The organism is Pseudoalteromonas sp. G4 (assembly GCF_028875915.1).
GTDB lineage: Bacteria > Pseudomonadota > Gammaproteobacteria > Enterobacterales > Alteromonadaceae > Pseudoalteromonas.
Window position 1 is genome coordinate 1 of the sequence record NZ_JAPEHW010000037.1, and the last position, 14,951, is coordinate 14,951.

10 protein-coding genes are annotated in these 14,951 nt (G+C 40.3%); 8 read left to right on the plus strand and 2 right to left on the minus strand.

Going from position 1 to position 14,951, the window contains the following annotated elements:
* Positions 1-286 precede the first annotated feature (286 nt).
* The 4 genes from ON073_RS11830 (at position 287) to ON073_RS11845 (ending at position 6,109) form a co-directional block, all read left to right on the plus strand.
* Positions 287-1,303, plus strand: a complete 1,017-nt coding sequence (locus ON073_RS11830; RefSeq protein ID WP_274762082.1) for an isoaspartyl peptidase/L-asparaginase family protein — start codon at positions 287-289, stop codon at positions 1,301-1,303.
* Between the two features lie 112 nt (positions 1,304-1,415).
* Positions 1,416-5,309: an ATP-dependent RNA helicase HrpA gene (hrpA, locus tag ON073_RS11835; protein WP_274762083.1), complete on the plus strand. Its 3,894-nt coding sequence runs from the start codon at positions 1,416-1,418 to the stop codon at positions 5,307-5,309.
* A gap of 92 nt (positions 5,310-5,401) precedes the next feature.
* Entirely contained in the window at positions 5,402-5,698 is a 297-nt protein-coding gene (locus tag ON073_RS11840) for a PilZ domain-containing protein (RefSeq protein ID WP_274762084.1), read from the plus strand.
* A gap of 138 nt (positions 5,699-5,836) precedes the next feature.
* Positions 5,837-6,109, plus strand: coding sequence for a hypothetical protein (locus tag ON073_RS11845; protein WP_274762085.1), 273 nt, complete (start codon positions 5,837-5,839; stop codon positions 6,107-6,109).
* Between the two features lie 202 nt (positions 6,110-6,311).
* On the opposite strand, the gene ON073_RS11850 is transcribed toward ON073_RS11845, so the two are convergent.
* Both ON073_RS11850 and ON073_RS11855 read right to left on the minus strand, forming a co-directional pair.
* Positions 6,312-7,325 carry a pirin family protein gene (locus ON073_RS11850; protein WP_274762086.1) on the minus strand — a complete coding sequence of 338 codons (1,014 nt, stop codon included), beginning with the start codon at positions 7,323-7,325 and terminating at the stop codon, positions 6,312-6,314.
* Positions 7,326-7,667: 342 nt separating this feature from the next.
* A complete protein-coding gene (locus tag ON073_RS11855; RefSeq protein WP_274762087.1) occupies positions 7,668-8,858 on the minus strand; it encodes a class I SAM-dependent methyltransferase in 1,191 nt (396 codons plus the stop codon).
* A gap of 97 nt (positions 8,859-8,955) precedes the next feature.
* Between ON073_RS11855 and ON073_RS11860 the strand changes: the two genes are divergently transcribed.
* The 4 genes from ON073_RS11860 (at position 8,956) to ON073_RS11875 (ending at position 14,866) form a co-directional block, all read left to right on the plus strand.
* Positions 8,956-9,579 (plus strand): dienelactone hydrolase family protein, encoded by a 624-nt coding sequence (locus ON073_RS11860; RefSeq protein ID WP_274762088.1) that lies wholly within the window; start codon positions 8,956-8,958, stop codon positions 9,577-9,579.
* A 35-nt stretch (positions 9,580-9,614) separates the two neighbouring features.
* Complete coding sequence (locus tag ON073_RS11865; protein ID WP_274762089.1) at positions 9,615-9,887, plus strand: acylphosphatase; 273 nt, start codon at positions 9,615-9,617, stop codon at positions 9,885-9,887.
* 71 nt (positions 9,888-9,958) lie between these two features.
* On the plus strand, positions 9,959-12,190 hold the full coding sequence (locus ON073_RS11870; protein ID WP_274762090.1) for a TonB-dependent receptor: 2,232 nt from the start codon (positions 9,959-9,961) through the stop codon (positions 12,188-12,190).
* Positions 12,191-12,211: 21 nt separating this feature from the next.
* Positions 12,212-14,866, plus strand: a complete 2,655-nt coding sequence (locus ON073_RS11875; RefSeq protein ID WP_274762091.1) for an ATP-binding protein — start codon at positions 12,212-12,214, stop codon at positions 14,864-14,866.
* The last annotated feature ends 85 nt before the right edge of the window (positions 14,867-14,951 follow it).

The following is a 14,951-nucleotide window of genomic DNA, read 5'->3' on the forward strand; positions in this document are numbered from 1 at the left end:
AGAGCGTGTTGACCTTTGCTGTCTATTTCTGCAGCAGCTTGTTTGGTATTTAGACCAGGCAGAGCGATTGTAGTGTAGTTATTTTACATAAATGAGCGATAACACAGCATAAATGCCAAACAAGCGCTGCCTAAAAGGTTCAACCCAAAGCCTTTTGTTCTTTGTTGTCGCTTTTTGACTTAGCCCACTAGGACTACAAAGCAACGCCGCGATCAAAAAGCTTTGGATTTGAACAGAATTTAGACCACAAAGATCAACACGCTCTAAAAACAAAAGGAAAATAATAATGAATAAATCACTCGCAACAGCGCTCTTTACAGCGCTTTTATCAACAAGTGCGTTTGCTGCAAACGAGCAGCCATTTTCTATCGCTATTCATGGCGGTGCTGGCACCATAGATAAAAGTAAATTTACACCTGAAAAAGAAGCGGCTTATCGCGCTAAACTGCAAGAAGCGGTAGAGGCAGGTTATAAAGTGCTTGAAAACGGTGGTGAGAGTTTAACAGCAGTGACCACAGCAATTAATATTTTAGAAAATTCGCCATTTTTTAATGCAGGTATTGGCGCTGTTTATACCTATGATGGCCACCACGAGCTTGATGCCTCAATTATGGATGGACGCGACCGTCAAGCAGGTGCGGTTGCAGGGGTAAAACATATTAAAAACCCGATTGATTTAGCGCGTTTGGTGATGGAACAGTCAGTGCATGTGATGCTTAGCGGTGAAGGCGCTGAGCAGTTTGCTAAGAAAAACGGCATGGAGCTCGTTAATAACAGTATTTTTGATACTGAACACCGTTTTGAAGCGTTAGAGCGAGCCAAAAAGAAGCTTAACAAAACTGAAAACTACCAAGCTAATCATCGCGCTCTGCCTGAGCAATATAAAATGGGCACCGTCGGTGCTGTGGCTTTAGATAAACACGGAAACCTTGCCGCAGGTACCTCAACTGGCGGCATGACAGCAAAGCGCTTTGGTCGTATTGGTGATTCTCCAGTGATTGGTGCAGGTACCTTTGCGGATAACCGCTCTTGTGCGGTGTCTGCGACTGGTCATGGTGAATATTTTATTCGTTACAGTGTGGCATCGGATATTTGTGCCCGTGTGCTATATCAAGGCAAAACCATTAAACAAGCCGGCGCTGAAGTTATTCATGATGTACTTAAGCCAATAGGGGGAACTGGGGGCGTTATTATTGTGGATAACAAAGGTAATATCAGTCTGCCATTTAACACCAAAGGCATGTATCGCGCATCTAAAATGGCGAATCAGCCAACCTATGTGGCAATTTTTAAAGACGATTAGAGGTCATTTATTCGTTTAGTTAAATTAAAATAAGGGAAGCACAACGCTTCCCTTATTTTATGGTAATCAATTTGGTATTATTAGACTTTTGAATTTCCGCTTTATTCTATCTATGGCTAATCCACACCAGCAACTGTATTCACTTCTAAAAAATTGCCTTAAAAAAGATCAGTTTCTTTTTAAACGCCGCCTTGATGGTGTCAAAAAAGTAAGTGATGAAGCAAAGCAATTAAAAGTGCTGACAACTATCACTCAAGATATTGAAAAAAGTATTGCCGCTCGTGAGTTACGCTTAAAGCAACTACCGAAAATAAGCTACCCAGAAAACCTGCCAGTCAGTCAGAAAAAAGACGATATTAAAAAAGCCATTAGTGAAAACCAAGTAGTGATAGTGGCAGGTGAAACCGGCTCAGGTAAAACCACGCAGTTACCAAAAATTTGTTTAGAGCTTGGCCGAGGTGTTGCAGGTTTAATTGGTCACACCCAACCACGTCGATTAGCGGCGCGCAGTGTAGCCGCTCGTGTTGCTGAAGAAATTGGTACCACCATTGGCGATAAAGTGGGTTTTAAAATTCGCTTTAGTGATCAAGTATCACACTCAAGCTATTTAAAACTGATGACCGACGGTGTGCTACTTGCGGAAATTCAACAAGACCGATTTTTAAATCAATACGACACTATTATTATCGATGAAGCGCATGAACGCAGTTTAAATATCGATTTTATCTTAGGTTATTTGAAAAACCTGTTACCCAAACGCCCTGATTTAAAACTGATTATTACCTCTGCAACCATCGACCCTGAGCGATTTTCAAAACATTTTAATAATGCGCCGATTATTGAAGTGTCGGGCCGTACTTACCCTGTGGAAGTGCGTTATCGTCCGTTAACTGAAATCAACAAAACCGAAATGGAAGCTGAGGGCGATCAGCTACAAGGGATTTTTGATGCAGTTGATGAACTAATGCAAGCAGGGCCGGGCGATATTCTTATTTTTATGAATGGTGAGCGTGAAATTCGCGATACTGCTGATGCACTGGCAAAACGTGGCCTTGCAAATACCGAAGTGCTGCCACTTTATGCGCGCCTTTCAAATGCAGAGCAAAACCGTATTTTTGCCTCGCACTCGGGCCGTCGTATTGTGTTATCAACCAACGTGGCTGAAACCTCGTTAACGGTACCGGGTATTCGCTATGTTATTGACCCAGGTACAGCGCGTATAAGCCGTTACAGCTATCGCACCAAAGTACAGCGCCTTCCAATAGAGGCTATTTCGCAGGCCAGTGCTAATCAGCGAAAAGGGCGATGTGGTCGTGTGGCTGAAGGTATTTGTATTCGTCTTTATTCAGAAGAAGACTTCTTAGGTCGTCCAGAATTTACCGATCCTGAAATTCTGCGTACTAATTTAGCGTCAGTAATTCTACAAATGCTTGCTCTTGGTTTAGGTGATATTAGTGAATTCCCATTTGTGCAAGCACCTGATAACCGTAATATTACGGATGGCCTACGTTTACTTGAAGAAATTCAAGCAATTACGCCAGTTACGCGGAAAAAAGAGTACAAACTCACAAAAGCGGGTCGCGAGCTGAGCCGCTTACCTGTTGATCCTCGTCTTGCCAAAATAGTGCACGCAGCAAATGGTTTTAATGCGATGTTTGAAGCTATCGTTATTGTTGCAGCGTTATCGATTCAAGATCCGCGCGAATTTCCGCAGGATAAAAAGGCCAAAGCACAAGAAAGCCATGGCCGCTTTGCCGATAAAGACTCTGACTTTATTGCCTTTTTAAACTTATGGCGTTACTTAGAAGAACAACAACAAGCCTTGTCGCGCAATCAATTTAGAAAGCTCTGTCAAACTGAGTTTTTAGCCTATATGCGTGTGCGTGAATGGCAAGATATTGTTTACCAGTTGGTGTCTACCTGCGAAGAGATGGGTTTTAAGATTAATCAAAACCCCAGTGATTATGAAGCAATTCATAAATCAATTTTGGCAGGTATGCTCAGTCACATTGGTATGAAAGACGATAACCAAATGTATACCGGGGCCCGTCAAAGCAAGTTTTTTGTATTCCCAGGATCTGGCCTTTTCAAAAAATCACCGAAATGGCTTGTGGCGGCTGAACTGGTTGAAACCAGTAAACTGTTTGCCCGTATTAATGCGAAAATTGATTTAGCTTGGGTTGCACCGCTGGCACAGCATTTAGTGAATCGCAGTTACAGTGAACCGCACTGGCAAAAGAAAACGGGTGCGGTTATGGCGTTTGAACAGCAAACCCTTTATGGCTTAACCATTGTGTCACGTAAAAGTGTGCAATTTAACAAAATAGACGCCAAATTAAGCCGCGAAATTTTTATTCGTAGTGCATTGGTTGAACAGCAACTTGGCCAGAGTGAAAGCTTTTTAAACTTTAATCAAAAACTAATTGATGAAGTGCAAGATCTTGAACACAAAGCACGTCGTCGCGATATTTTGGTAGATGAAGAAACCTTGATGGATTTTTACCACCAACGTTTGCCAGACAACATCACTAGCCGTGTAGAATTTAATACTTGGTGGAAGAAACAGAAAAAAGCGGAACCTAAGTTCTTACATATGGATAAAGCGGCATTAATGCAACATGATGCTGCGCATATCAGTAAAGAAAACTACCCAGACGTTTGGCAGCAGAACAACCTGTTTTTACCACTTGAGTATCATTTTGAACCAGGACAGGCACTTGATGGTGTGGTAGTACAAATTCCATTGGCCTTGTTAAACCAAGTTGAAAATACGGGATTTGATTGGCATATACCGGCCTTTCGTCATGAGTTAATTACTGCGCTGATTAAATCATTGCCAAAAACCACACGCCGTAACTTTGTGCCAGCACCGAATTATGCTGATGCTGTAATGGCTTCGCTTGAGCCAATGCAGGGCAGTTTTATAGAGGCTATTAGTAAACACTTATTGCGCATGTCGGGTGTGACAATTAAAAACCAAGAATGGGATTTCGGCGCATTGCCGGCTTATTTGAAACTGCAATTTGCGGTAAAAGATGAGAAAAATAAATTACTTGCCATCGGGTTTGACTTAGACGAACTGAAAGAAAAGCTTAAAGGCAAGGTTAACGATAACCTAGCCAAAGTGGCAGAGAAGGGCATTGAGCAAAGTGATTTAATTGAGTGGTCGTTTGGCGAACTGCCTTCGTCGTACGTACAAAAGCAAGGCCAATATGAAGTTAAAGCCTATCCAGCACTTGTTGATGATGGTAAAGCAACCAGCATTAAGTTGTTTGATGCCAAAGAAAAAGCGGATGAGGCACATTTGAAAGGCTTGCGTCGTTTAGTGCTATTAAATATTCCATCGCCAATTAAATATTTACAGCAAAAACTGCCAAACAAAGCCAAGCTAGGCCTTTATTTTAATCCATTTGGTAAAATTAATGAGCTTATCGATGATTGTATTGCGGCTGCGGTTGACAGCATTTTAGCGTCGAATAGTAATATTCGTGATGAACAGTCATTTAATAATGTCAAAGAAACCATTCGTGGCGAACTCGGTGATGCCGTTGTTGCGATTGCCCTCGATGTTGAAGCGGCACTGAGTTTGGTCAGTAGCCTTAACAAGAAACTGAAAGGCAAATCGGATTTCACCATGATCATGGCGCAAGGTGATATTAAAGAGCAGCTCTCAAAGCTGATATTTAAAGGCTTTGTTACCAGCCATGGCGCAGCGCGCATTAAAGATGTAATTCGTTATTTGAAAGGTATTGAGCGCCGATTAGAAAAATTACCTATCGATCCGCACCAAGATAAATTAAAAATGCTGGATATTGAAAAGGCTGAGCACATTTTAAAAGAGGCCATTGGCAAGGCGCGCTCTAATACAGAAAAGCAAAAACTTGAAGAAATCAGGTGGATGATAGAAGAGTTACGCATTTCTTTGTTTGCCCAGAATTTAGGAACGGCGTATCCTATCTCTTTGAAGCGTATACAAAACGCGATTAAAGAGTGTGGTTCTGAATAAAACACAGCAAGAAATGTAAATTTTTTGTTATTGGAAAACGCATTTTGCTGTGGTAATAATAGTCCTGCGACAGGAAGTTTAGGGGAAATCTAATGTTGTATGAAGATAAACGTAATTTTTTTCGCATGCTGGTAAATGCAGAAGCGCAGCTCGTCATTTTAGACTCTGAAGCCGGAAGAAAAATTGATGGAGTATGCCGCGATTTAAGTGCCAGTGGTATGTCGATTGAAATTGACGAACCTTTAGAAGTAGCAACAGAGGTAAAAGTACGAATTGATGCCAGTAACAACAGTGTGCCATCACTTGACGCGTTAGCGAGAGTAGTGCGGTGCAGTGAAGTAGAAGAAAAAGAATTCTTGCTGGGATTAGAAGTGTTAGAAATAAACTAAAAAAGGAGCTTTATGCTCCTTTTTTAATGTTCACAGTACGCATTGCTGAGTCAATTTATTGATTGTCTCTCGCTTTGAATTTAACTACTTTAACTGATACTGTTGAAGATGTAGTGAGTTCAAGCAAAGGATTTAAATATGCGATCATGGATAATCATTTTATTTGGTTTAGTGGCATCTGGGTATTTTACAGATGTGTATTCCGATTCAACAATACAAGCAATTGTTTGCCCACTTATTTTTACACTGCTAATTATTATTTCAATTATAAAAGCAGCAATTAACCCGAGTTTTGCTACTGACCGCAGTAGTGCAGACAGCAGCGGATTTTTGGGTGGTGGTGGCTTTATGAGTGGCAGTGGTAGTTCAAGTGGGAGTAGTGATTGTTCAGGCGGAGGCGGGGATTGTTAATCCCGAACCACATAAAACTAACTGTCAGATCCATAAATAGGATCTGACTAACATTAGGCTAAAGCATATTACACATAAAGCCTTTGCATTTTAACTCTTCAGGCTCGCAAAAGCTTAACAAAAAAACTTGTTCACAAGCTGTTGATTCGTAAGCAGTCCCGAGCAGTTAGGCTCTGGTTTTAATTCATAAAAAGTACGGAACTCAGAGCTCCTTTTCGACGAGGCGTCCGTCAATATATTTAGCAAAGCGTCCTTTGGCGTGTTCGTGGGTCGGCTCAATCGAATCCCAAGGCCAGCCACCAAACTGAGTTTGTCTAAAGTCTTCAAAGGCTTGGTGTATTTCTGCTTCCGAATTCATCACAAACGGACCGTATCGTACGATGGGCTCGTTGATAGGGCGTCCCTGCAACATTAACAATTGTGCTGGTTCTTCATCAGCAGTGATTGTTACTGCATGGTCTGAGTGTAATTTTGCACCGTAATTCAATGACAAAGCCTGTTTGTCTATGTTCACCGATTGACCTTCAAACAAATACACCACTCGATTTAAACCTTTTGAGGCTGCGGGTATTGTTATTGAGCCACCTTGCGGTATTTTGATTTGCCATACTGCTACTTCGTTTGATGAAACCGCAGCCCAAGAATTTTGTGGTGGAGATGGCGGTTTATGACCCTCAAATTCGCCAGCAACAATCTTAATCGTTGAAGTTTTATTACCATCACTCACATTAACAACAGGTATTTCTTCTTGCCATAGCATTTTAAAGTCAGGTGCACTCATCTTATTAACAGCGGGGAGGTTAAGCCATATTTGAAATAACTCTAACGGGTTTGGTGAATCGGTATTAACCAGCGGAAACATCTCTGAATGTTGCACGCCTTTTCCGGCCGTCATCCACTGGGTATCACCACCACCGTAACGTCCAGCAGCGCTGAGTGAATCCGCATGATCTACCAGCCCTTCATTAACCACAGTTATGGTTTCAAACCCTCGGTGCGGGTGCCCGGGGAACCCAGGCACTTTTGTTCCATGATACATATTCCAACCGTCTTTCCACGCGAAATCCTGGCCTATATTTCTGCCTTCTAGTGACGCTTTTGGCCCAAAGTTGCCATTACCTTTGGGGAATTTATCATTGTGGTACACACAAAAAAGGAAAGGGTCGAATGTCTGCCAGGGAAAACCGAGTTTGAAGGTTTGTTGGATTGCGCTCATTAATGACTCCGGAGGGATTTAATTAACCATAACATACGCGATTTCCCGTATTTCGATCAAATTTGGAGAGCACTATTTCGAATGCTAGGACGTTGCCATTCTGTAGTATGTTGCTAGGGTAAAGTGTAATTGTGTTGGTATAAGATAACGTGCAAAGTATTTATATGGTAAGTATGCGTAAGCTACTTGTGACTATCGATAGAGTTGTATTTTCTTTTCGGATTTTTTGTTGCAGGTATCGTATTAAAGCGAACAAACGCCCGCTTTAATATTTAGAAGTGAGAGTTGGGCGAGGCCAACTATGTAGTAGAAAATGCCTTGTAGAACGGTTATTGAATAAACCTAAAGCACTTTACAAATAAGGCCTTTTAAGTAAAACCCTTCAGGGTACTCACCAGCAATCGGATGATCGGGTGCCTGATTTAAGCGCTCCATGATACGAAGTTCACGCCCAGCATCAAGTGCGGCATCTGCTACCACTTTTTGAAATAGGTTTTGTTCCATTAAGCCAGAGCATGAGAATGTAAGTAACGTGCCACCCGGTTTTAGAATTTGCATCGCAATCATATTAATGTCTTTATAACCGCGACAGGCACCCGTTAGCTGTGCTTTGCTTTCGGCAAACTTTGGTGGATCCATTACGATGGTATCAAATTGCACGCCTTTCTCACGGTATTCACGAAGCAATTTAAATACGTCTTGTTTGATAAAATCCACTTTAGATAAATCTAAATTGTTATGCTCAACATTTCGTTTTGCAATGGCTAATGCGCTTTCAGATACATCCACATTAGTCACTTTTTCACAGCCTGCTTTTAGTGCGTATAAACTAAATGTACCTGTGTAGCTGAAACAGTTAAGGACCGTTTTATCTTTAGAAAAGCGGCTTAAAGCATTGCGACTGTCACGCTGATCTAAATAAAAGCCGGTTTTGTGGCCGCCTAAAATATCAACTTCTAATGCCAGGCCATTTTCCAAAATTTTAACAGGCTCTGTTGGCGCGTTTCCGTGTAATACGCCTGTAATTGGTTCAAGGCCTTCTTTTTTACGTACATCCACATCTGAGCGTTCATACACATTACAACCTGGAAACAGCTTAATAAGTGCTTGTACAATATCCCCTTTATGGCGCTCTGCACCTGCACTTAATAATTGACACACTAAATAGTTATCAAATTTATCGATGGTAATGCCTGGTAAACCATCCGATTCAGCTGCACACAGACGAAATCCTGTTAAGCCTCCTTCTTCAATGACGTAATCACGAAGACTCAGGGCTTGTTTTAGTCGATGATAGAAAAAGTCGGTATCGATCATCGTGTTTTCATCAAATGACCAAACACGTGCGCGAATTTGTGATTGCGGGCTATAAGCCGCGATTGCTAAGAATTTACCATCAGCATCATAAACACTTACGGTATCACCTAAGCCTGGGTTGCCTTTGACTTTTTTAATGGCTTTAGAAAAAATCCATGGGTGTTTGCGCTTTAGCGACTTTTCACGCCCTGGTTGAAGATAAATAACCCCAGACATAGTGGCTCCAATTGTTGCAGCTAAAAAAGGTCGTTATTTTAGTTAACCTCGTAGGTGCTTACAAGTAGAATACGCTTTTGAGCAAGGGCTTATTGCAATGAACATACTTATAGCCAGTGATATTTTTGGTGAAACCGCATCGCATTTGGAACTTTGTGAACGCTTAACTAAATACCATGTAGTCACTTCTATCTCTCCTTACGTACAAACCCCGCCGCGATTTAACAGTGAATCGGATGCATATCATTACTTTTTAAAGGTGGGTGGTATGGAAAATTATGCTGCTCGAATTAACACTGTAGAAGGCGCCAATGAGACAGAAGTTGTACTGGGTTTCAGTGCCGGTGGCGCAGCTATTTGGGCAAGTCAAAATAGTTTTCCGGCGTTAGTTCAAGGGATTGCGTTTTACCCAGGGCAAATACGTCATTATTTAGAGACTAACGTCATTTGCCCATGGCAAATAGTGTTTGCAAAATTTGAGCGCCACTTTAATCAAGAAGATGTACTTAACACGCTTGTTAAAAATAAAAACTTGTCATTGTACCGTGCACCTTTTGAGCATGGTTTTATTAATCCTCAGTCTGAAAATTTTAATGAAACTGGCCGCAAAAATGCACTTAACTGTTTTTCAAATTTAAAAGCAACTGATCAAACAGCCAAATTAGAGGCTGAATTTGCAAAATATTATGAAAAATTTGGCAATCCCATAGTCACCGACTAAGTTTGATTAAACAATCGATTTAAATTGGTGTTGTTATGTCTGAGCGAACTTTAAAAGCCATTGTTGCTGGCAGAGTACAGGGTGTTTTTTATCGTGCATCGGTTAAACAGGTGGCTGAACAATTAGGCATTAGTGGTTATGCAAAAAACCTTGCCAATGGTGAGGTTGAAGTTGAAGCAACTGGCCAAGATTTAAAATTGATTAAGTTTACTGAATTTCTAGAACAAGGTCCCAGCCAAGCTGACGTTGAAAAAGTATCTTGGGATTATATTCAAACCAAACAGTTTGATGGGTTTGAGGTACAATAGTTAAAAAATTAGTACCTTTGCAATTCATTGATTATACTTAGATTTATAACTAACAAAAAGATTGCTTTCGTATGGAATTACGCTCACTTTATGTTGCCTGTGCTCTCGCTTGTGCCCCTTCTTTTGCGCAAATATCAAAACAAGATATGGAAGTCATAGAAGTCTATGCCACCAAACGTGCACAACCGATTAAACAAGTAACGGTTACGCTTTCGGCTATTGATGGCGAACAAGTCGATAAAGAGCAATTAAAGGATGTTACGGCGATAGGCCATCTTATTCCTAATGTTAAAATTTCACAAAATGCCGCTGAAGGCACAACACCCGCAATTAATATTCGTGGTGTGGGTTTAATAGATTACAACACGTCTAATACTTCACCCATCGCCATTTACCAAGATGATGTCACTGCTGGGGCTGCAAATAACCAACTAGTGAATTTATTTGATTTAGAAAGTATTGAAGTACTGCGTGGTCCACAAGGCACGTTATTTGGGCGCAATAGTACAGGTGGTGCGATTTTAATTCGTAATAAACTCCCTGAGCTCAACACTCTAGATGGTTACATTAAAGTTGGCCGTGGAAATTTAGATTTTGGTTTACTGGAAGGTGTTGCCAATCTCCCGCTTTCTGACAATTTAGCTACGCGAATTGCTGTGAGCAGTAAAGAATATGATTACTCTACCAACAATTTACTACCTGGTTCAAAACAAGCTGGCATGGTGCAAACCGATTATCGCGTTGCCTTATTAGGGCAGTGGGATAAGTTAGATATGCTATTTAAAATCAATGGTAACGATTGGAATGGCACGGTAAATCCTGTTGGCTCTATCGGTATTTTTAAAGATCCTGCTAATGGTGTGCTGTGTAGCGTGGGTGAGCTAGGCTCAAATAATTGCTTTGATGCTTTTGGCTTTAATGATGGCAGTGAGCGCTTTTTTGATGTCATGGTGAACAACGAACAAGAACATGATACTGAGAATGTTGGGGCTTCATTAAAACTGAATTACCAATTTAATGACAAAATTGAATTTACCAGTATTACAGCTTATAACTCGCTTAATCGTGACCATGGTTTTAATTGCGATGGTAGTCCAGCACAGTTATGTGAAGGGCACTTAGGCACCAAAGATGATGCGTTTAGCCAAGAGTTACGTTTATCAAGTGCCTTTGACATGGGCCATTTAATGGCGGGTATTTATTACCTTCATGAAGATATTAAACAAGCCAATTTTAATGATATTTTACGTGATTTCAGAGGAATATTAGATCCAACACTAACCACGACCTTTTATTACGACAATACCATTAACATTGAATCGACAGCATTGTTTGCGCAGTTTGACTGGCAAGTAAGTAATCAATTTACGGTTGTGCTAGGTGCGCGTTATACCGATGAAACAACGCGTTACGAATCTCAAAGTGATTTAAATATTGTCTTAGACCCGAGTGATTTAAATGGTCAGACAATTGATTACTATACTGTTTCAGGCAGTGAAAGCGATGATCGGGTATCAGGAAAAATCGCACTTAATTATCAAACCTTAAATGGAATGCAGGTGTATTACTCACTTTCAAATGGGTATAAAAGTGGAGGCTATTATGGTGGTTTTATTGCAACCCCAGAACAAGCCGCACTTGCTGCTTACGGTCCTGAATATTTAATTGCTAATGAGCTTGGACTTCGCACAGAGCTTTTTGATAACACATGGAAAATCTCAGCTGCAGCCTTTCATTATGATTATCAAGATCAGCAAGTTTTTATGAATCAGGCGAGTGCTATTCCAACTGCGCCTCCATTACAATTACTTGAAAATGTTGCATCTTCAACGATTTATGGTGCTGAAATTGAAAATACTTGGTATTTCGGTAGTAATTTAGATGTGTCGTTTAATATTGGTTATTTACCTCATGCTGAATTTGATGAATATACCGATCCCCTTGGTAAAAAGTTAACCGATCACCGTTTACCTTTTACATCAGAATGGAATATTGCAACTAATGTAAATTATTCAATGAATATAAGTAGTGGTGAGTTGGCATTTTCAATAGGAAATGATTACCAATCCGAATATTACTTTGACCAAAATATGAACGAATCAGCAATGCAAGAAGATGTTTTGCTATGGCACGCAAATATTTCATATAGCATTGCTAGTTGGCATGTTAACCTTTGGGGCAAGAACTTAACAGATGAGCACTACAGTCATTTAAAATTCGACTTGAGCTCATTTTTAGGCATGTTAGAAGATTTTAAAGCGCAAGGGCGTCAATATGGTATAAATCTTCGATATCAATTTTAAGCCTTGCTCGGAATGTGGTAGATGAGAAAAACACTTGTTACTATTTTTGCATTAATCTGTGTTTTATTATTCAGCAAACAAGTGCTGGCATCTATCACATTGACTGAAAATGAGCTTTCAACCAATTTACTCGCCAAGTCAATTCAAATAGGTTCAGGGCAGCCGCTTAGTTTCCCGCTTAATTATGCTGAAGCAACGACGTGGCAACACAAAAAAAACGAAACAAAACGGCCAAACATTTTCGGTGATGAAGTGTGGTACGCTTTATCATTAAAAAATGAATTACCTTCAGGTGACTACGTGTTTGCGCCAGCCAATTTTATGGCTGATAAAATTGAATTGCGTGTGTATGACAAGCGTAATACTCAAGTTTCCGTTTCTGGGGCAGATCATCCACTAAATACGCCTTTTCACTTTGCCAATAAAGTGCAATTAGCAAAAGGCGAGCACTACATGGTTATTGTGCGTATTAGCAGTGACTATTTTTATACTGCACCAAAAATCACACTTTATGAAGCTGCTGAATTCACGCAATCATCGACTGTTAATTCGACTGTCATGTTGCTTTGTTTCGGTATTGGTATTGCGCTTGGATTATATAATTTACTTATTTACTTTGTATCACGTGAAAAAATGCATCTGCATTATGCGCTGTTTACCGCATCTTGGGTGTTTGCATGGAGCCATTTCTTTTTAATCCCACAGCAGCTATTTGGTGTTAACAGTGCGCAAGTACATTGGCTAGGGTTTATTTTATTACCACTCACCAACGCACTCTTTTTCATTCCATTTTTAAGACTAGATGAGCACTTTCCACAACTTGCTAAAGCAGCCATTGGCATAGGTATTGTGGCATTAGTAGGAGTACCTATTAGCTTTTTTATGCCGGGTTTTGGCTTTATTTGGGCAACGATTGTTACTGGCATTATGATGGTGGTTGGAATGGCGGCTGGCCTTTTAAGCTGGCAACATGGTTTTAAACCTGCTCGATATTTTATTTTGGCTTATATTGCGATGTTGCTGCCAAATATGGTGGGAAATCTAAATAACCTTGGTTTACTGCCAGATTTTAATGCTAATTTTTATTTGTATGGCTTGATAGGCACAACCCTTGATGCATTATTATTAGCGTTTGCCGTTGCAGATAAGCTTCGCTTAATTAATAAACAAAATTTCGATTTAAGCCAAAACCTTGAGTTAAAAGTAAAAGAGCGTACCACTGCACTTGAAGTGTTAACCGAAGAGCTGAAAGACGCAAACCTTGCCAAATCACGCTTTTTAGCAAATATGAGTCATGAAATTCGCACACCCATGACGTCGATTTTAGGCTACATTGATACCTTAAACAGCGACGATACGCTAACGCCTGACGAGCAGCGCCATGGTTTAAGAGTAATTCAAAAAAACAGTAAACACTTATTGAGCTTGATTAACGATATTTTAGATGTATCTAAAATCGAAGCGAACAAGCTGACAATTGAACAAGTGCCTACCAATATCTTCCAGTTAATGTCTGAGGTGGGATCTATTCTTGGCCGCCAAGTACGTGATAAAGGGCTCGAATTTAATATAGATTATCATTTTCCACTGCCGAATAAAATTATGTCGGATCCTGTGCGTTTACGCCAAATCTTACTGAACCTTACCAGTAACTCAGTTAAATTTACGCAAAAAGGCAGTGTGAGCATTAAAGTTGAAATGGAAGATGACGATCTAAAAGTGACGATTGTGGATACCGGTATTGGTATGGATAAAGGATCACTTGAAAAGTTATTTAGTCCGTTTCATCAAGGGGATCTGTCTACTACCAGACAATATGGCGGTACCGGATTAGGCCTTCATATCTCGAAGAACCTTGTTGAGCGCTTAGGTGGCACTATGTCGGTATCTAGTAAGGAAGGCAAAGGCTCTAAATTTAGTTTTACCTTGCCATGTTATACCACCACTGAAACGCAGTGGCTCGATTCATATCAAATTACTAAAGAAAGCGAGCAAAGCACAAAACGTAATGCGGCAATTAAAAAACTTGAAGGTAAAATTTTGCTCGCAGAAGATCACCCAGACAACCGAGTGCTGATAAAACGCATGCTTGAAAATTTGGGTTTTAGCATTGTCAGTGCTAATAACGGTAAAGAGGCGGTTGAGGCTACGCTTAATGATGAATTTGACATTATCCTGCTTGATATTCAAATGCCAGTGATGGATGGGCTAGAAGCTCATGATTTAATGCGTTCTACCGGTGTGTCGTGCCCAATTTTAGCACTTACTGCCAATGCAATGACCGATGAGATTAAACATTATTTATCTGTCGGTTTTGACGATCATATTGCAAAACCAATCGATAAAAACGAATTTTATGAGAAATTAAGCAAGTATATTGATGTGCCAATTGAAGTGGCTGCAATTCCTGATCAAGACTTACAAATTATGCGGCTGCAATTTATTAATAACTTAACTGAGCAAAAAGCCCTTGCAGAGCATTTATTTTGTTTGGGAGACAATCCAGAACTTGCCAAACTTTGCCATGCTATTTATGGCGCAGCGGGCATGTTTGGTTTTACCGAGCTTGGCAATATGGCCAAATCTTTAGAGCAAGCTTTGAAGAATGATTCACAAAAAGAAATTAGTACTGCATATCAATCTTTTATGCGCTCAATCAAACAGATCCACGCATAATAAACCAATTGGTTAGGTCAGAGGTTCGCGAATTTGTTCTCATTGAGCTTTAAAGCAAAAAAACCGCTAAATAGCGGTTTTTTTA